16 protein-coding genes and 1 pseudogene are annotated in these 17,837 nt (G+C 60.9%); 8 read left to right on the forward strand and 9 right to left on the reverse strand.

Translation table 11 applies throughout. The annotated features are described in order from the left end of the window. Positions 1-7 precede the first annotated feature (7 nt). Together QCM77_RS39450 and QCM77_RS39455 are read right to left on the reverse strand one after the other, a co-directional pair. Positions 8-790, reverse strand: coding sequence for a DUF169 domain-containing protein (locus tag QCM77_RS39450; protein WP_280096449.1), 783 nt, complete (start codon positions 788-790; stop codon positions 8-10). Between the two features lie 70 nt (positions 791-860). Continuing rightward, a complete protein-coding gene (locus tag QCM77_RS39455; protein ID WP_279668331.1) occupies positions 861-1,628 on the reverse strand; it encodes a YdcF family protein in 768 nt (255 codons plus the stop codon). 159 nt (positions 1,629-1,787) lie between these two features. Here QCM77_RS39455 and QCM77_RS39460 point away from each other — a divergent pair, with 159 nt between their 5' ends. The 3 genes from QCM77_RS39460 (at position 1,788) to QCM77_RS39470 (ending at position 3,706) form a co-directional block, all read left to right on the forward strand. After that, the gene (locus tag QCM77_RS39460) at positions 1,788-2,729 is read left to right on the forward strand and encodes an acetamidase/formamidase family protein (RefSeq protein ID WP_279668311.1); all 942 of its coding nucleotides are present in this window, start codon (positions 1,788-1,790) and stop codon (positions 2,727-2,729) included. Between the two features lie 199 nt (positions 2,730-2,928). Beyond that, complete coding sequence (locus QCM77_RS39465; protein WP_007603456.1) at positions 2,929-3,126, forward strand: hypothetical protein; 198 nt, start codon at positions 2,929-2,931, stop codon at positions 3,124-3,126. Between the two features lie 73 nt (positions 3,127-3,199). Beyond that, positions 3,200-3,706 (forward strand): GcrA family cell cycle regulator, encoded by a 507-nt coding sequence (locus tag QCM77_RS39470; protein WP_279668314.1) that lies wholly within the window; start codon positions 3,200-3,202, stop codon positions 3,704-3,706. A gap of 268 nt (positions 3,707-3,974) precedes the next feature. Here QCM77_RS39470 and QCM77_RS39475 read toward each other — a convergent pair whose 3' ends face one another. Continuing rightward, on the reverse strand, positions 3,975-5,531 hold the full coding sequence (locus QCM77_RS39475; protein ID WP_279668316.1) for a porin: 1,557 nt from the start codon (positions 5,529-5,531) through the stop codon (positions 3,975-3,977). Positions 5,532-5,938: 407 nt separating this feature from the next. On the opposite strand from QCM77_RS39475, the gene QCM77_RS39480 reads away from it, so the two are divergent. Next, the gene (locus QCM77_RS39480) at positions 5,939-6,445 is read left to right on the forward strand and encodes a MarR family winged helix-turn-helix transcriptional regulator (protein WP_279668318.1); all 507 of its coding nucleotides are present in this window, start codon (positions 5,939-5,941) and stop codon (positions 6,443-6,445) included. A gap of 115 nt (positions 6,446-6,560) precedes the next feature. Here QCM77_RS39480 and QCM77_RS39485 read toward each other — a convergent pair whose 3' ends face one another. From QCM77_RS39485 to QCM77_RS39495, 3 genes are all read right to left on the reverse strand, one after another. Continuing rightward, positions 6,561-7,673: an alpha/beta hydrolase family protein gene (locus QCM77_RS39485; protein WP_280096450.1), complete on the reverse strand. Its 1,113-nt coding sequence runs from the start codon at positions 7,671-7,673 to the stop codon at positions 6,561-6,563. A gap of 264 nt (positions 7,674-7,937) precedes the next feature. Beyond that, the gene (locus QCM77_RS39490; RefSeq protein WP_279668321.1) at positions 7,938-8,909 is read right to left on the reverse strand and encodes an SDR family NAD(P)-dependent oxidoreductase; all 972 of its coding nucleotides are present in this window, start codon (positions 8,907-8,909) and stop codon (positions 7,938-7,940) included. Positions 8,910-9,055: 146 nt separating this feature from the next. Continuing rightward, entirely contained in the window at positions 9,056-9,964 is a 909-nt protein-coding gene (locus tag QCM77_RS39495) for a dihydrodipicolinate synthase family protein (protein ID WP_279668323.1), read from the reverse strand. 326 nt (positions 9,965-10,290) lie between these two features. On the opposite strand from QCM77_RS39495, the gene QCM77_RS39500 reads away from it, so the two are divergent. Together QCM77_RS39500 and QCM77_RS39505 are read left to right on the forward strand one after the other, a co-directional pair. Continuing rightward, positions 10,291-10,530: a hypothetical protein gene (locus QCM77_RS39500; RefSeq protein WP_007611067.1), complete on the forward strand. Its 240-nt coding sequence runs from the start codon at positions 10,291-10,293 to the stop codon at positions 10,528-10,530. 172 nt (positions 10,531-10,702) lie between these two features. Continuing rightward, positions 10,703-11,050 (forward strand): hypothetical protein, encoded by a 348-nt coding sequence (locus QCM77_RS39505; RefSeq protein ID WP_279668326.1) that lies wholly within the window; start codon positions 10,703-10,705, stop codon positions 11,048-11,050. Between the two features lie 231 nt (positions 11,051-11,281). On the opposite strand, the gene QCM77_RS39510 is transcribed toward QCM77_RS39505, so the two are convergent. Beyond that, the gene (locus QCM77_RS39510) at positions 11,282-11,674 is read right to left on the reverse strand and encodes a hypothetical protein (RefSeq protein ID WP_279668328.1); all 393 of its coding nucleotides are present in this window, start codon (positions 11,672-11,674) and stop codon (positions 11,282-11,284) included. A 64-nt stretch (positions 11,675-11,738) separates the two neighbouring features. Continuing rightward, entirely contained in the window at positions 11,739-12,920 is a 1,182-nt protein-coding gene (locus QCM77_RS39515) for an AlbA family DNA-binding domain-containing protein (RefSeq protein ID WP_280096451.1), read from the reverse strand. Positions 12,921-12,957: 37 nt separating this feature from the next. On the opposite strand from QCM77_RS39515, the pseudogene QCM77_RS39520 reads away from it, so the two are divergent. Continuing rightward, positions 12,958-13,198, forward strand: a pseudogene (locus QCM77_RS39520) (helix-turn-helix domain-containing protein); the annotation flags it as partial. A 513-nt stretch (positions 13,199-13,711) separates the two neighbouring features. Further along, positions 13,712-15,121 (forward strand): tyrosine-type recombinase/integrase, encoded by a 1,410-nt coding sequence (locus QCM77_RS39525; protein WP_280096452.1) that lies wholly within the window; start codon positions 13,712-13,714, stop codon positions 15,119-15,121. A gap of 152 nt (positions 15,122-15,273) precedes the next feature. On the opposite strand, the gene QCM77_RS39530 is transcribed toward QCM77_RS39525, so the two are convergent. Next, the coding region (locus tag QCM77_RS39530) for a beta strand repeat-containing protein (RefSeq protein ID WP_462804386.1) at positions 15,274-17,837 on the reverse strand (2,564 nt) is incomplete at its 5' end.

Genomic DNA, 17,837 nt, shown 5'->3' on the forward strand with positions numbered 1-17,837 from the left:
CTTTACTTTACTTCTTCGCGTAGCTCACGCCCATGCCGGCACGGACGTCGCTTTGAATACCATAGGGTGGGATCGGATAGCGCAGACCGTTCTTCGCCAGCGCCTTCATGCCCAGAACCGCCTTGGCGAGATGTTCCGGCTTCAGGGCCATCAGCATCTCCTCGTCCGGCACGCCGCCATAGCGCCGTTCGGCATAGCATGGCAAGGACAGGCTGGGCTCACCGCTTTTGAGCGCTCTGCCCCAGGAATCGGCACAAGCGGTCTCGCCGACCACGCCCCATTCGAACTTCTTGTAACCGGTATATTGCAGCCCGTTGATCAGGATGATCATCTGCCCGGGGGTTGCATAGACGAGGCAGATGTCGGGCGGATCGAGCCGGCCGCTCGCCAGCGGGCTGACCGCGAGCGCCTGGTATTGCCCGAACGGCACCAGGTCCAGCGCCTCCTGGCGCTTGCGCGCGTCCTCCGCCGTGCCGTGCCAGACCCCGACATAGTTTTCGCCGGCGAGCCATTTCTCGTCCTGCGGCGCGAGGCCGATGACGGCGCGGCATTGCGCGCCGACGAGATCGTCGGCGGTGATGCCCACGGTCCAGCCCAGGCGCGCGGCCATGCTGACGATCTGATCGGTGGTGTGGATCGCGTTCGGCCGCCGGATTTTCGGGATCGCCTCCATGTCCGCGACCCGCGCGAACAGCTTCATGCCGATCACCGTGGTCTTCAGCCGCAGCAGGCTGTTGAGATCGGCGACGAGGCCGGCAAGATCGATGCTGTCTGCACTCTGCTGTTGCATGGCGTCCTCCCGGCCGGCGGTCGCGCGCCGGCGCTGTGTTCTTGTTTCGCAGTCCTCGTTCTGTCCTTTTCTAATCCCTGCCCGGCCCCGGCAGCAACTCGCCGGTTCGTCCCATGATGCGGTAAGTCAAAAGACCGATCCATTCGCGCACCGCCACCTCGGTCCTGGCAAGACCGTCGCCGCCGATGCGGGTGAAGGTGAAGAGATCGTCACGCCCGCCCATTCGCCAGTCCACGGGATAGGCTTCGACGTCAAATCCGGCCCTGCGAAAGATCCCCATCGAGCGCGGCATGTGAAAGGCCGACGTGACCAGGAGCCAGCGTTCGCCCGGCTTCGGCGACACCAATTGCCTGGTGAAGATCGCATTCTCCCAGGTGTTGCGGGAATCGCGCTCGAGGATCAGGCGTTCCTTCGGGACGCCGAGACTTTCCAGGATCGGCGCGGAGTAGTCGGCTTCCCTGGAATCGGTGTCGACGAGGTTCGCCGTGCCTCCGGTGAAGACGATGCGCGCATTGGGATAACGGCGCGCGAGCTCGGCCGGCGCAAACAAGCGGTCGGCCGCGTGCGAGACGACCGGCGTGCGATGCGCCGCCGACAGATCGGTGTCGACGGAGCCGCCGAGCACGATGATGCCGTCGGGCGCGCCGCGCGCCGGGTCCCATGCCGGAAACCGCGCCTCCAGCGGATAGAGCAGCAGATTGCCGAGCGGCGAGAACGCAGCCAGCGCCAGCAGGACCAGCGTGGTCACCGCGAGCCTGCGGCCGAGCGCGGCAAAACGCGTCGCCATCAGCAGCAGCGACAGGATCCCGAGCTCGACCAGGAGATTGATCGGCAGCAGCGCGGTGCCGATGGTCTTGGAAAGAACGAAGTACAGGGGAGCCTCGCTGGAATGATCGTGTCACGCGCGGGCTTGACCGGCCCGTCCATCTTCAATCTTCTTGAAAGAGGATCGATCGCCCGGTCAAGCCCGGGCGATGAAACCGGACGGACCAGCCACATGACCCATCACCACCTGCATTCCAGCCCCGAGACCTGTCATTGGGGCTTTTTCGAAGCCAAGCTTGAGCCCGTCCTCACCGTCGCAAGCGGTGACGAGGTGACGATCGACACCATCAGCGGCGGTCCGGACATGCTGCCCGACCGCAACAAGTTTCACATTCCCCCCGAAATGTTCGAGGTTCATGCCAAAAACGAGCGCATGCTGCCCGGCCATATCCTCACCGGACCGATTGCGGTCGAGGGGGCCGAGCCCGGTGACGTGCTCGCGGTCGAGATCCTCGATGTCCAGCTCCGGCAGGATTGGGGCTGGAACATGATCAAGCCGCTGTCCGGCACCCTGCCCGACGATTTCCACGAGACGCGCATCCTGAACATCCCGCTCGACCGGTCGCGGATGGTCGGCCGCATGCCGTGGGGGCTCGACCTGCCCCTCAAGCCGTTCTTCGGCGTGATGGGCGTTTCGCCGCCGCCGGCCTGGGGCCGCATCTCTTCGCTCGTTCCCCGCGCCATGGGCGGCAATCTCGACAACAAGGAGCTTGGCGCCGGTGCGACGCTGTACCTGCCTGTATTCGTTCCCGGTGCGCTGTTCTCCTGCGGCGACGGCCATGGTGTGCAGGGCGACGGCGAGGTCTGCGTCACCGCAATCGAGACCGCACTCCAGGGCCGCTTCCGCCTGACGCTGCGCAAGGACCTCAGGCTCGATTATCCCCGCGGCGAAACGCCGACGCACTACATGACCATGGCGATGGATCCCGATCTCGACCAGTGCGCGGTGCGGGCGCTGCGCGACATGATCGTGCTGCTTGGCGAGAGGCGCAGCCTGTCACGCGAGGACGCCTATACGCTGTGCAGCCTCGCGGCCGATCTGCGGGTGACCCAGACCGTCAACGGCTCCAAGGGCATCCATTGCATGATCGAAAAGGCGATCGTGCACGGCTAGGTCGGCCCGCCCCGCTTCCCACGTCCAGCTCCGTCGCCGCCCGGCACACCGGCGCGGCGTACGGCGATTCGGATATTTTCTACAGCGATTTCAACAATCTAAAGAATGACCAGGATCTGGATTTGACTTCGCCCACCGAACCTAAATAGAGTCTTAATCGTTACTTTTATGTACCCGAGTAAGAGGCTAGCGTTCGGCCATGGCCACCGAAAAAGCCGAGACTGACCGCATCCCCGTAACCTTGGCGCTCTCGACCATCACCTATTTGGAGAAGCTGGTGAGACAGGGCACCCACGGCACCAGCGTTCCCGGCGTCGCACGGACATTGATCGAGGAAGGCATCCGTCTCGCCATCAAGGACGGGCTTTTGTCGATTCGCGACAATGGCAGGACGTGAGCGCGCGCCGAACGTGAGGCGGACGGATCTCGAGAGGCGGATGGCCGACATCTGCAACCTGGGACCGTTACACATGCCTGTTCTCTCACCCACTTCTTCACAGACTTGTTCTTCACAGACTTGGACCGACGAACGAATCGAACTGCTGAAGCGGCACTTCGAGGCCGGCCTGTCCTGCCGCGAGATCGCAGCCGATATCGGCGTCAGCCGCAACGCCGTGATTGGCAAGCTGTCCCGCCTCAATCTGACGCGCGGCCGGACCATCGACGACCGCAAGGTTCAGGACAGGGGCTTGGCGCCTGCGCGCACGTCGCGGGCCGTGCCGCGGCTGCAATACGAGATGCTCGCCACGATCTATGGCGAGGCCGGTGCGCCAATGGTCACCGGTCCGATCGACGACGCCAATCGCTGCTCGCTGCTGGAGCTTGCCGAGAATCGCTGCCGCTGGCCGATCTCGACGCCTGGCGCAGACGATTTCTGCTTCTGCGGCAACTCCGCGCCCGACGGCCAGTCCTATTGCGCCGGCCACAGCCGCCTCGCCTACCGGCCGAATTCCCGCGCGCGCGTCATGCGCGGATGAAACCGAGCTCCAAAATTGAAAACCTCCGGCGGGGCATCGCCGGAGGTTTCTGGAGGCTTAGCGTGAAGCTAAGAGCCGCAACTTTCGTAGTCGGCTGAAAGCTATATAGCTTAGTAACTCAGGTAAGTAAATAAGTTTGAGGCGGTCGAATCGCATGGCTCGTCTTCGTCGCCCGCACAGGCTGCCGGATTTTCCGAAAGACCACCTCGTAAAAAAGCCCCGGCGGTGTCCCGCCGGGGCTGCTGTGTCAGATCCGAAGACCTTGGGCTTACCAGTTGCGCTGAGCGCGCAGCAGCAGGCTGTAGGTGTCCTGGTCCTTCAGCTCGTACGTCGCCGCAGGCTTGGCAACGCTGGTGAGCGCCGGCGTCGTGATCACGCCCGAGTACTTCTGGTCAAGGTGGCTGTAGGTGAAGTCAGCCGAGAAGGTCAGGTTCTTGACCGGGGTCCAGCGGGTGATGACACCAATCTGGCCGATGTTGAAGTCCGGGTTGCAGGTGCCGGTCAGCGTCGCGAACGCGGCGCTGCCGCAGATCAGGCTCTTGGCCGTGCCGCTGTAGTTGACCGCAGCCCACGCACCGTAGAGCGCCGAGTTCCAGTACGGGCTCCAGTTGTGGGTGTAGGCACCACGGAAGCCGTAGGTCTTGGTCAGCTCGAGGCCGCCGCCGGGAGCGAACACCGCGTCAGACACGCCGGCGAAGCCGATGCTCTGATACGCGCCGCCCGAACCGCCGAACATCGAGTAGCTGGTCGCTGCCAGCTCCTGGAAGTTGTAGCGGCTCGCGCCCTCGGTGTAGACGCCCGAGATGTTGATCACGTCGCCTGCGCCGGTCGGGATGTTCTTGATGCCCAAGGCGAGCTGAACCGCCCAGCCCCACTTGTCTTCCGGATGACCCGTGACTTCGGACGCGCCGTAGTAGGCGACGTGGTTGTCGTGCGCCGCAACCGACGCCTGGAACAGGCCCCAGGCCTGGTCGACGCGGACCATGCCGACGAGGTCCGGAGACCGGGTGCCGCCGAGATCGTTCGAGCCGTAAGCACCGCCGAGAACGCCCGTGGTGGACATGCCGGCAGTGTTCCAGATGTTGGTCTGGAAGACCTGCGTCTGGTCTTGCGCCGAGAACGCAGCCGTCACGCCCTGGCCGAAGTCAGCGGTGTAGGTGAACTGGGTGACACCGTTGGTGGTGCCGCTGCCGCCGACGAGCTGGTCGAAGTTGTTGCCGGGATAGTTGATCCAGGGCGCGTCGAACTGCGACACGGCCTTACCCATGGTGAAGCCGGCGAACTGGATGAAGGCGTAGTAGACGCCGAGCGCGCCGCCCGAGAGGTTGCCGTCGGTGCCGTTGACGTTGCCGCTTGAGGAGCCGACGAGGCCGGTGCCCGCAGCGTTGAGGCCGAGCGTGCCGCTGTACTGGGTGGCGCCCGTTCCCGAACCGGTGCCGACATAATTGCCGGTCGTCCAGGTGAAGACCGCGTCGAAATAGGTGCGGACCACGCCGTACTCGGTCGCGGTGCGCGTGTCGATGTTGAGGTCTTCACGAGCGCGCATCGAGTAGTAGTTGGTCAGGCGGTTGTTGGCCGCGAACACGCCGTTGTACTGGGCGCTGTAGTTGCCGCCGGCATTGAGCGCGACTTCAGCACGCAGATAGCCGCCCAGCTTGATGCAGGTGTCGCTGCCCGGGATGTAGTAGAAGCCCGCGCCATACAGCGTGCAGATCTTGACGTACTCGACCGCCTTGGCCTTGACCGGAAGATCGGCCGCCTGGGCTCCACCGACGGCGATCAGACCCGCCGCAGTGCCGAGCAAAAGGCTCTTCACCACTTTCATATAAAACCTCCAAGTTGCTCATTTTACGAAGACCGGACCGTGAGGCCCCCCAGATCCCCGCCTTTTCAAATCCGCTCGGCCGCTTTGCGCTTTCGGACACACCCGCTTTCGACGCGAGGGACGTGAGCGAACCACCTGCAACGGGACGATCGAGTACCCCCCACCGTCACGGAGCAATATGCCTGCGCCGTTCCCCTAATCAAAATAGTTTATTTGGTAAGCTTTGTGGTTTCGCTAAACCTGTGCCTCGCTTGCAACACCCCAATTGGGCGATTCTGCTGAGCTGATCATCTTTGTAATTTTAGTGACAAAATTACCCTGCTCTGCACTTGCGTCAGAGCAGGCTTGCGTGGACTATGGGTTGCAGGACACCGGCCGCAAACAAGTCAGATCACAGGAGTGACGCTGTGTCAGCCACGAGGAAAGAAGGGGCGCGCCTCCGCTCCGTCGGCAACCTGGATATCATCAGGCGCTTCACCTGGGAGATATCGTCGATCAACATGTATCTGGAGGAGCTGCGTCAGTTCTGGGCGAGGACGCTCGGCATCAGCGGACCGCAATGGCTGATCCTGATGGCGATCTCCGACCTCGACAAGGACGACGGCATTCCGGTCAACGTCGTCTCCAAGCTCCTCCACGTCGATCCCTCGTTCGTCACCACCCAGTCCAAGCTGCTCGAGAAGAAGGGCCTGTTGCGCCGTCGCCCCTCGCCGACCGACGCAAGGGTGGTCCGGCTGTCCCTGACCGAGAAGACGCAGAAGCACCTGACGAGCCTCAACGAGCAGTACAAGACCATCAAGGAATTCGTCTTCCAGGAGTTCGACGAGAAAGAGCTGACGGAATTCACCACCAAGCTCGCCATGTTGAAGACCCGTCTCGAAAAGGCCTGCGTCCGCCTGACCCTCGACTTCTGACGCAACGGTCGCTGAGAGCGTTTTCGAGCGAAGTGGATACCGGTTCGCGTGAATAAAACGCGTCAAAACAAGAATCTGGAGCTTCGGTTCTGATTCAATCAGAACTGATAATGCGCTAGATGCGCCCCGCGGCGCCGAGCCGCGATTCGAGCCAGTCGAAGATGTATTCATTGGCGAGGCTCGGATTGTCCGCATGGGCCTGCGCCGCGCCGGTTTCGGCCGCGGTGAACACCTTCAGCATGACATCCGAACTGCCGAGCCGGGACGTCTGGACGATCTGACGCGCGCGATCGGCCTTGAGCCAGCCGTCCTCACCCAGCGTGATCAGCACCGGACAGTCGGCGCTGGAGGCCATCAGCGGGGCATGCGGCACCGGGACGATGCTGACGTCGCTCATCGCGAATCGGCTGGCAAAGAAGGCGCGCTCGTGCAGATCCCACAGGCCGCCGTCGCAGACGGCGGCGGCAAGCCGCGGCTCCTGCAGCACCGCGCGCGCCACGAAGGAAGAGCCCCAGCCATCGGCGACGATCGCGACGCGCTCGAAATCGACGTCGCTGCACGTCTCCAGATAGTCCATGACGCACGGAATCGAGCTCTCGAGATCCCGGCGCCGCAACAGCGCGTCGAGATAATCGTCGCGCTGGTCGCCGAACAGGTCCAGCGCCAGCAGCGAGAATCCGCGCTCGCGCGCATGCGGCGCGAGCTTGAACAGGAACTCCTCCTTGCGGTGGCCGGGCTCGCCGATGCAGATCACGGTCGGGGCTCGCACGCTTCCCGACGGCGCGGGCAGGAAATAGCCCTGCAACGAATGTCCGTCGAGCCAGGGTATCGTCACGACTTCCCCGGCCGGGTCGCGCGCCGCGAGGAAGCGGCGGGCGCAATCCTGCATCGCGAGGATCGCGACCCAGCGGCGCTCGTCCGCCTGATCGAGCGGCATTGCGGCCGCACTGTAGTAATTCATGGCGCGGAGCCAGTTGCGCTGTGCGGTCGCCCTGTGACCTTCCGCGAACGCGGCCTCGGCACGATGCCGATTGGCCTGCGCCAGCTTCTTCCACTCGCGATGCCAGGACTGGTCGTCGCCCCGCTTCAGCTGCCGCGCGATCATCAGGCATTCCGCGATCGTGGCGCCGCCCTCCTGGGCCGCGGTGAGGAGCCGCGTGAATTCAGCGGAGATGTCCTCTCGCTCCGGGCAAAGGATCCAGTCGTCGGAGAGGCATGCGGGTATCATCGGGAGCTACGCTCTGGTCATCGCCTTACACATGACTGACTAAACTATTTTGGTTCCGTGACCAAGCTGCCGTGCACCGAATGAGAGGCGTTCGAGATCACCATCGCTTGAACGCATGGACGCGTCGCATGTGTGACATTCCAATTCGTCATGAGTGGCCGAACACTGGCAAAGAACACTGGCAGGAGGTGGCACGTAAAATTACCGCGCGCCTCTTGCCATGATGTTCATCATACCTATGTCGGCGCGCGCTCGTTGACGGCCTCAGCCGAGCCGCCAGCCGACCTCCGCCGTAAAACTTTCGTAGAAGGCGCGGTCGTAGGCCTGCTCCGGCGTGGCGCGCACGCGCTCGTCAAGGCGCCTTGCGTCCTCGCCCACAAGAATGCGCCATCGCTCGGCCTTGACCCCGTCGAGGATGATCTTGGCGGCCTGCGCCGCCGTCGTCGGCGCATCCTCGAGGAAGCTGCGGGCGCGCTCGGCGAACACCGCCTGGATGTCCTCGTCGGACATCTTGTCGGCATCCGGCACGCCGGCCGCGACCATGCGCTTGCGGGTCAGCGCGACCTCGTCGGCGTTGAGCCGGTCCGAGCCGTCGGCGCTTTGCACCTTGCGCGAGTTGGATACGATCGAGGTGCCGATGTGACCGGGCATCACCACCGAACATTTGACGTGCGGCGCGTGCAGGCGGAGGTCGTTGATCAGCGCTTCGGTAAATCCCTTCACGGCGAACTTCGCCGAGCTGTAGGCGGTGTGTGACTGGTTCATGCCGATCGAGGCCCAGAAGCCGTTGACGCTCGCGGTGTTGACGATATGGGCCTCGTCCGCCGCGACCAGCATCGGCAGGAAGGTGCGGACGCCGAGATAGACGCCGCCCCAGCAGATGTTGAAGGTGCGCTCCCACTGCTCGCGCGTGTTGGCGAACAGGCTGCCGCCGCCACCGATGCCGGCGTTGTTGAACAGAAGATGGATCCGGTCGGTCTTCTGCTGTTCAGTGAGCTCGTCACGAAAGCGCTTCAGATGATCCTCGATCGAGACGTCGGCGACGTGGGTCGTGACGCGCAGGCCCTGCGGCAGCGTCTCGACCTCGCACAGCCGCCTGGTCTCGGCCATCGCCGCTTCCGAGACGTCGCACATCGCGACATTGCAGCCCTCGGCGACGAGCTGCCGCGCGAGCTCGCGTCCCATTCCCGTGCCGCCGCCGGTGATGACGGCGATCTTTCCTGCAAAATCCTTCATGGGACTTTCGGCCCCTCCCCTTGTCGGTATGTTTCTTCATGACTACGCCGCGCATCGGAGCGCGCTCAAAATGTAGCAGCGCCGCATCCGCAGGTAAAAGCGGATCGGCGCTGCCATGCTCGACATCGGTTATTTCGGGGCGCGGACTATTCGGCCGCCTCGACGCGCGGCCCGTTCAACGCGCCGAGACCGTCCAGCGCCTTGCGGATCGCCGCCTGCTGCGCGCTCGAGGCCTCCGGCATCGGCGCGCGCGGATAAGTCCTGGGCAGGCCCTGCAGCGTTTGCGCATAGCGCGTGCAGGCCGGCAGATTGTCGGCGATGACGGCGTTCCACAGCGTCAGCAGCTTCTTGTGCAGGTCGAGCGCGCGCGGATGGTCGCCCGCCTTCACCGCATCCCACAGCGCAACGGAGGCATGCGGCGCCGCGGTCAGGATCGCGGCGATCGAGCCATGAGCCCCCAATGTGTAGGACGGATACATCAGGGCATCGACCGCGCTGTAGATCAGCTTGTCCGGCGCCATCATCATGAGGTCCGCGAACAGTTTCAGATCCCCCGCGCTCTGCTTGACGCCGACGACCAGCGGCACCTCCGTCATGATCCGTGTGAGCAGCGCCGGCGACAGATAGGACCACGGCACCACGTTGTAGATGATGATCGGCATGCCGGTCTCATCCGCCATGGCGCGGAAATGCGCCACCATCGCCTCGTCGTCCGGCTTGAACAGGTAATGCACCGGCGTGACCTGGAGCGCGGCGACATTCATGTCACGCACCAGCTTGCCGCGGCGGATCGCATCGCGCGTGGAATCGACGATAATGCCGGCGATGACGGGAATGCGTCCCTTCACCGCCGCAACCGTCGCCTCCATCAGGTCGCGATATTCCTCGTGATCGAGCGTGTGCCCTTCGCCGGTCGAGCCGCCGGCCGCGACGCCATGCGCGCCGGCGCCGATCATCCAGTCGACCTGGGGCGCCACCAGCGTGGTGTCGATCTCGCCATCCTTCCGGAACGGCGTCGTCATCGGCGGGATCACGCCGGTCGGTCGTGCCTTCATGGTCTGCCCTCGCGTTTCCATATCCCTTGTGGCGGTCCCGCTCTTTTGGCGGGTGCCCACGGTGCTTCCGAGCCTACCGGCTGCGCGCGGCCTGTGAAGCGCCACAGGCGCGGCGCTGCCCCCGGAATTCAACATTCCTGCGCTTATCGCTCACCCGGTTCCCCGTATTTGCCCGGCTTCGGTTTAAGGGCAATCTTTTTACAATCCGAATCTTCAATCCGGACGCTGGGTCGAGTCGGCCAGGCCAGCGTGTTGTTTGCGTCACAGGCTCTGGCACTCCGCTTGCATCCTCTTCGTGGTCAGAAACTACCGATGAGGTGACTGGAATGTTCGTGACCGTCGTTGCCGTGCTCTGCCGGCTGAGTGCAGCCAGCTCAGGCAGTTGCATCGAGGAAATCGTGACCGACAGCAACATGACGCCCGAGATGTCGATGATGCAGTGCGCGATCGGGGCACAGGCCCCGCTGGCGAAATGGATGGGCGAGCATCCGATCTACCACGCCAACTGGCGGCTCGATCGCTACAAATGCGTGCCGGGTCACTACGAGATCAAGGGCCACGCCTGAGGTCCCGCAAAACTACTGATACATGAGGAAACGCCCGGGGGCTGCCTTCTCCCTCTGCGCGGGCAGTGCTAGCGCCAGACCCACTGAGGCGGCGCGCTTTGTGATGACGATCACGCCTTAAGCCACCGCACGCAAAATTATCGCACGCGCCTGTCGCCCTTCCGCGAAAGCGGTGCACCGTCTTGTCACCGTCGCGAGCAAGGCCCACCACATGGATCCCAAACTACACCGCGTGCTCACCGAGCAGATCCAACGCACCGGGCAGCTCCCCGACGTCGAAGCCTTCAACCGCGAGATCCACACCCTCGTGCGCGCCGATCTCGAAAGCCACCGCAAGGAGATGCGCAGGATCGATCCTGGGCTGGCCACCTTCATCTGCGTCAGCGCGATCGAGGCGGACGCACACAACGCGGGGCTGAACCAGGCCGAGATGTTAGGCGTCATGCGCGGGCCCGGATTGTATATCGCCATCCGTCAAATCCCTCGGTCGGCCGCTTCTGCGATCGAACTGGTTGAGTAGCCATTGCACCCAAGCAGCATTACTTTGGTTGAAATCCGGACGCCCTAGAATCCGGCTACGCATCAGTCGGAGCGAGAGATTTGAACCTCCGCCCCCTAGTCTCCCAGCCTATTTTATTGAAACGTCCTGAAATCCAGTGAAACACAAAGAAGTTTATATCTCTTTTTCAAATCACGGGCATCATTGCACCTCAAAGCTCGGCTTCTTGGAACATTGCGCTATGGCGCAACATCACGGTTGGTTCTGGCCTTTTAGCATGTCCTTCCTAGCCACTTTATACCATGGAGCATGCTTCGCCTCGTCCCAATTGCGAGGCACTTCCATAGTCCAGGGAAATGCACTGAACTCTTCAAGCAAAGACATCAGCGAATAAATGTTATCGACCACGGCCTTGTTCATCTCCTTCATCTCAGGATCGGAAATTCGTGAACAGGAATCCCACGGTATTTTTTCGCCACCGTCAACTGTAGTCACGATAACTTCGGCAGGGTCGGCCCACTCCCCTTTCGCGTTCTTAGGCCACGTGCCAGCGTGGATGCCCTCAATAGGCGTGTTGTTTCGAAAGCCGTGAGCAGCGAGTATTTTCGCGAGCCATTTGTTGCCATCGTTTGTTGCTTTTGTCATTTTGATCCTTGTTTACTTTTGCGCGGTTTGCCCGGCGACAAGAGCATCAAATGTTCCAACCAGCCTAACTCGAACCCACCCAGTTGTTGTTTTTGTCGAAATGGCGGGATCGCACAAATCCGGCCGTATTCCACATCGCGTCAAATGCTGGCCTGATCGCGCGTTGATAGTCGATAGCAGTCCCGTAGCGTTCAATCACAATCTCAGGGAGTTCAAGCGTAGATTGTTTGATTTGGCCCACATCTTCCAATGAATCAGAACTAATTCCCAGCCGCGCGCCACGCACGCCTTGAAGCGTCAACATCAGGACAATCGGTGGAGCGATATTCAAAGTCTCTAAAGCGTAGAGATATTTTGGCATTACCTCTAAAACGTAGCGATCAAAATCAAGCGTCGGAATCAGCAATGAGTCGCCACGTTTCATTGCCGCGCGCACCTTCACTGCTTCAATTATTCCGTTTCGAAAAATTTGTGTGTACGCCCAGCACTGTCCATCACTCCCGTGATTGATATTGGCAAAGCCATCAAAATTTATGCCGGGACTGTACCCCATGACACCGCCCATCGGTCGTAGATGCTCGCTTAGAGCACGAGCTCGCTCGAGGTCGATACCTGTACCCAGTCCGAATGACGCCAAAGGGACAAGGTGAAAAACCACTCTCCCGAGGTCTTGGGCTAGCGTTTCTATTGCTGCCCCTGTTTCAATTTTAGCCAGACGCTCGGCCCTGAACGCACGCATTCGATCAGCTGCACTGGCCGCCGAAGTGAAAAGTACGCGAAGCTCTTCGACGCTGAGTTCGAACGCTCCCGCCGAGTTTCGCGCATAGATACGATTTGTATTTCGCGCGCTGACGCGGTGAGGTGGATTCCAGCTTTTCGGAACATGAATTACGAAAACAGATCCGCCAGTGACAGGTACAGCTCTCATCTGGATTCCCGGTATTCTGGGCTCTAGGCCGTCTCTAGCGAGATTTTCGAGACGCTGAAGTTCTTGATCAACGCTGCCCACCACTGGAACGATTTGGGTAGGAATGCCATCTTTTTCGTCAACGCCAATTATCAAATGACCACCGGACGTATTGGCGAACGATGAGATGTCTTTTAGGAACTCCTTTACGTCATTGTCTGTGCGTCCGTATGTCGAACGCTTATAATCCACCAGCACGCCTTCAGGCACACCCGCCGCTATTTGATTAAGCAAATCCTGTTCGCTAAGGCCGCCTAGATCGATATTGGCTACAGTCATGGGTACCCTTTAGGTAGTCGAATGTGGGTAAGGCCAAATGCGCAAGAAGGATCGTAGACGTCTGCCGCTCACTAAACAAACTGCTGCGATACGAGATCGACGAATTGCGTGCGAAGCGCTGATTTTTTCCCGATTCCGCGAGGCAACCGTCCGCATTCTGGTCTGCGAAGGTTTTGAAGGCCACCACCAACCGGATTGCCGAAATCGCCGGCGTCAGCGTCGGATCGCTCTACCAATATTTTCCAAGCAAGGAGGCGCTGGTCGCCGCCGTAATCGATTGTAGCTGGGCGTCAATCCTCAGCACGTTCGCTCCTAGGGAAGCCGACGTTCCCTAAGCTCCACAGGCCGGCACGATGACATCATGCCCCTGTTTTGCCCGACGCGTCAAATCGCTTCGGAAAAACATCATCCTGCCAATGACTTCGCTACTGTGCATGGGGGTTGTTTTCGGCATTTTAGTTTGCCGGCCACCGAAGCGGCCACCCGCTACCGATCGTCGCGCATGCGTCCTCGGCGGGAGCGAGCGCTACGCCGCCCCTCGATCCACCCGACAGATGATTTGGAAAAATGGTCGGAGCGAGAGGATTTGAACCTCCGACCCCTAGTCTCCCAGGCGAAAAATTGAGAACATTTGCAGAACACGATGAGACATGCTAGGATCAACTTCCAAAGTTAATCCAACAACTTAACCTCCATCACCGTCTCACGACGTACCACCCTATCCCGACAATTCCTTGCCCTGGGGCAAGGATCGCACGGGACTAGGGCGGTAGTTCAAGCAATGTTCACAGATGCCCAAACTCACAGACAGTGCGATCAAAGCAGCGAAGTGCCCTCCCGGAAAAGACCGCATCGAACTGGCCGACAGTTCGTGCCCCGGCCTCTACCTGAGGGTCACCAAGAATGGCGCGAAGACCTTCGCCTTCAAGTACTGGTCACCGATCCTCGCCAAGACCGTGACCCTCGTCCTCGGTCCATATGATGACATCACACTGACCGACGCCAAGCGCAGGGTTGGGGATCATCGGAAGGAAATCGCCCGCGACGAGGACCCCCGCGCGAGGAAGCGTGCAGAACGAAGGAAGGCGGCCAATGCAGAGGAGCTGTCCTTTGATCAGCTGGCCGATCAGTACATTGAGCAGTACGCGAAGCCGAACAAGGACTCGTGGAAGAACGATCAGCATTATCTGAAGCGGACCCGAGCAGCCTGGGGACGCTTGCCGGCAGCCACCGTGACCGATGACATGGCAGCCGAGCTTTTGGATGAGATCGCAGAGACTGCACCCGTGAGTGCGAACCGAACGCAATCGGTACTGCACAAGATGTTCAGCTGGGCGAAGCAGCCCGGCCGAAAGCTGATGCAGACCAACCCCCTCGCTGATCTCGATCGCCGGGGCGGCAAGGAACAGTCGCGTGATCGCGTGCTGACCGATGATGAAGTCAAAACGTTGTGGTGGGGGCTCGATCATCCAGACCTGCCGGCAGACCGCGAGGTGGCGTTGGCCTTGAAGACGATCTTGACGACGATGGTCCGCCCATATCAGGCGGCGCTGATGGAGTGCGCAGAGTTGATTGGGATCGATGGCGATAACGACGCTCAATACAGCATGCCGCGCCACCGAGTGAAGAAACGGCGCGAGGTGATCGTTCCGCTGTCTGACTTGGCCGTTGAGGTGATCAAGGAAGCCATCAGGGACGACGATCAAACCGTGGTTTTCCCGTCGAAGTTCAGCGACGGCGACGTTCCGATTGCGAGGGCGTCCCTCTCACAGGCCTTGGCCGGTAAGAAGAACGGAAAGAAGGTCGGCGACAAGACAGAAGACCGCACGGGCATCCGGGAGTTTCTCGGATTAGAGCATTTCACTGCTCATGACTTAAGGCGCACGGCGGCGACCATTGCCCGCCGCGCGGGTGCGCCTCGGCCAGACGTGAAGGCGTTGCTGGATCACGTCAACGGGGACGTCACTGAGGTCTATGACAAGTACGACATGGAGAAGGAAAAGCGGCAAGTCGTGGATCTGCTTGCAAGCGAACTGCGGCGCATCGTCGGCGATCGGCCGGTGGTGACTGGCGCGTCTGATCGAAGGGTCGCGGCATCACGTTCGCCGTCCAATGTGCGTTGCCTGGGATCGGATATGCGAGACTCTGAAGCAACCTTGCAATCCAGCGCTTCCACGCGGCACACATCACGCTTAACGTAAGCGCCCGATCATATATTTGAGCCCCGCGCTGATCGACAAGCTTGGAGGCGCATTGGCGAACTGGCCGCGCTCAACGCGCGTTGAAAATGATCAGCGCGCCGCCGGGTTCCTAGCAACGTCGAATCGCACTCGATGAGCAAGAAATCCCGCTTCTAGATGTGGAAGAGAAAGTCCTGACTGGTCAGAGTGTTCGCATTTACGCTGGTCAGGACAATTTCCATATCCGCCGATCCTTGGTTTTGAGCCGTGGTCGAGCTGTTGACGTACACAATTGTATTCGCGCCGCTTTGAATCCACGCGATACTGTGCGCAGCGACTTGGGTGCTCCCGCTTAGCAAGCCCTGCACGGTCGTCACTTCCGCGATCGCTGAGGTGTCGATGATGTCTGCGCTGTGAACGAAATCACTGATCGTATCGTGATTTGCAACCGTGGAGTCGGACACCGCAGCGAAGACGAATTGGTCGCTTCCCGCTCCTCCTATCAACGTGTCGGCACCTCCTCGGCCCTGGATCACGTCGTTTCCTGCTTGCCCATCCAACGTGTTGTTGCCGGCATCGCCGAAAATGAAGTCAGCGAAGGACGAACCACGGACGGCATTCACGCCGGTGAACGTGTCTGTCCCGGTGCCTGCGAGGTCACCGGAGGCTGTCCCGTGGGAATTGCCGGCGGCAAGATCGACGGTCACCCCATCCAGAGCACTGTAGAATGCAATACGGGTATTGCCGTTTCCGGTAATGGTGTCATTGCCGTCCATTCCCTCGAACTCGTTGAGAGCACCGAAGTCGCCGGCATTTGCTCCGGAGGTGCCAAAACTGGTTGCGACATAAGTATCGCCGAAATTGGTCCCACGGATCGCCTCAATTGATCGAAGAGTGTCTGTTCCGATCGAAGCGTCGCCGGTCACCACGCCCGAAGCCATATCGACTTGAATACCTGACGCAGAACCGTCGTTGTTGTAGTACGCCCTGTCGAAACCAGTTTTGCCGTCGATGAAGTCATTGCCGCCGCGACCGGCAAAATCTTCCGCTGTACCATTAGGATTGTTAGAGCCGGTGATGGTATCGGCAAATGACGACCCTGACACCGAGCCAATGCCCGAGAAGGTATCGGTGCCTACAGACCCATCGCCGGTTACGGTGCCCGACGCGCCGCTGGTGGTGCTGGTCCAGCTATTGAGAGCGAAAGTGATCGTCACGGGACCGGTGGCATTGCTGTAGATCAGACGTGTGTTGCCATTGCCGGTAATGGTGTCGTTGCCACCCATTCCCTCGAACTGGTTGAAGGTGCCGTTGTTACCGACGTTGGCATAGGGAAGGCCGGTGGCAGGATCGATAGCGCCGCTGACGCCGAAATTCGTGGCGTCAAAGGTGTCGGCAAAATTGGTGCCCTGAATACCTTCGATTGAATGCAGTGTATCGGTGCCGCTCGAGGCATCACCGATCACCGTTCCGGCCGCAAGGTGGACGCTGATGCTACCGGTCGTCCATGTCAGGTTGGCGTATTGCGCGGTGTCGAAGCCACCTTTTCCGTCGATGAAGTCATCGCCGGCAAGTCCCATGAAGTTCTCATTGGCGCTGCTTCCCAAAAAAGTATCGGCGAACATCGAGCCCATGACGGCATTGACGCCGGTGAACGTGTCAGTGCCAACCGAGGCATCGCCGATTGCCGTGCCCGCGAGGAGATCGACGGTAACGCCACCGGTCGATTGCGTAAATTGAATTCGGGTATTGCCGTTGCCGATGATGGTATCGTTGCCGCCCATGCCTTCAAAGTCGTTGAAGGTTCCGTTCGATCCGGCATTCGTGCTCGTGCTACTGAAGCCGGTGGCGTCATAAACGTCGGCAAATTTAGTGCCGCGGACGGCCTCCACCGAGCGCAGCGTGTCGGTGCCGATCGTCGCATCGCCGGTCACGAGTCCTGCCGCAAGATTGACCGTGATGCCGGTGGTTGTGGTGAGGTCGTTGTTGTAGACGGCGAAATCGTAACCGCCACGGCCGTCGATCAGATCGTTGCCGGCGCGACCATCATATTGCTCGAAGGTCCCGCTGGGATTGTCGCTGCCCCGCAGCGTGTCTCCAAATGCTGACCCAATGACTGAATTGACGTTAGTGAAGGTGTCGCTGCCGACTGACGCATCGCCGTTCGCCGTGCCCGCGGCCAAATCAACGATGACTGCCGCTGTCGCACTGACGTAGGAAATACGGGTCAGAACCTCTCCGGAAGGATTGACAGTGCCGACGATGATATCATCTCCCGCCATGCCTTCGAAGCTGTTGAAGCCAATTGGCGTACCAGGCACCCCGGAATTTCCGCTGAAGCCGACCGCCGAGTAGTGATCGGCAAAGTTGCTGCCCTGGATGGCCTCGATCCCGATCAAAGTGTCGGTGCCGACACCCGGACCCGTCACGGTCCCGGCCGTCAGATCTGCGGTGATGCCCCCGGTCGCGTCGACATAGACCGCTCGATCGACACCGGACAAACCGTTGAATATGTCATTACCGCCGAAGCCCTCGAATGCATCGTTCCCGGCGGTTCCGGTTAGGGTGTTGTCCCCAGCGTCGCCAAGAATGGCGCCGGGCACGCCCACAGTATAGATCACCGCGCTGCTGGTGGCGGTGTTGCCGGCCGCATCGCTCACCCGGGCCGTCAGCGAGTTGCCGCCCTGGTTCAGCGTGATCGTGCTGCTCCAGCTGCCGTTGCCCTGCACGATCGCGG

The sequence above is a fragment of the Bradyrhizobium nivariense genome (assembly GCF_029846695.2).
In the GTDB taxonomy this organism is placed as follows: domain Bacteria; phylum Pseudomonadota; class Alphaproteobacteria; order Rhizobiales; family Xanthobacteraceae; genus Bradyrhizobium.

What these genes read in the sequence shown, in the direction of transcription:
- QCM77_RS39485 (WP_280096450.1), bottom strand. Translation starts at nt 7,673, where the DNA reads ATGATACCCGCATGCCTCTCCGACGACTGGATCCTTTGCCCGGAGCGA.
- QCM77_RS39500 (WP_007611067.1), top strand. Translation starts at nt 10,291, where the DNA reads ATGTTCGTGACCGTCGTTGCCGTGCTCTGCCGGCTGAGTGCAGCCAGC.
- QCM77_RS39475 (WP_279668316.1), bottom strand. Translation starts at nt 5,531, where the DNA reads ATGAAAGTGGTGAAGAGCCTTTTGCTCGGCACTGCGGCGGGTCTGATC.
- QCM77_RS39490 (WP_279668321.1), bottom strand. Translation starts at nt 8,909, where the DNA reads ATGAAGGATTTTGCAGGAAAGATCGCCGTCATCACCGGCGGCGGCACG.
- QCM77_RS39470 (WP_279668314.1), top strand. Translation starts at nt 3,200, where the DNA reads ATGCCTGTTCTCTCACCCACTTCTTCACAGACTTGTTCTTCACAGACT.
- QCM77_RS39510 (WP_279668328.1), bottom strand. Translation starts at nt 11,674, where the DNA reads ATGACAAAAGCAACAAACGATGGCAACAAATGGCTCGCGAAAATACTC.
- QCM77_RS39515 (WP_280096451.1), bottom strand. Translation starts at nt 12,920, where the DNA reads ATGACTGTAGCCAATATCGATCTAGGCGGCCTTAGCGAACAGGATTTG.
- QCM77_RS39450 (WP_280096449.1), bottom strand. Translation starts at nt 790, where the DNA reads ATGCAACAGCAGAGTGCAGACAGCATCGATCTTGCCGGCCTCGTCGCC.
- QCM77_RS39525 (WP_280096452.1), top strand. Translation starts at nt 13,712, where the DNA reads ATGCCCAAACTCACAGACAGTGCGATCAAAGCAGCGAAGTGCCCTCCC.
- QCM77_RS39460 (WP_279668311.1), top strand. Translation starts at nt 1,788, where the DNA reads ATGACCCATCACCACCTGCATTCCAGCCCCGAGACCTGTCATTGGGGC.
- QCM77_RS39465 (WP_007603456.1), top strand. Translation starts at nt 2,929, where the DNA reads ATGGCCACCGAAAAAGCCGAGACTGACCGCATCCCCGTAACCTTGGCG.
- QCM77_RS39495 (WP_279668323.1), bottom strand. Translation starts at nt 9,964, where the DNA reads ATGAAGGCACGACCGACCGGCGTGATCCCGCCGATGACGACGCCGTTC.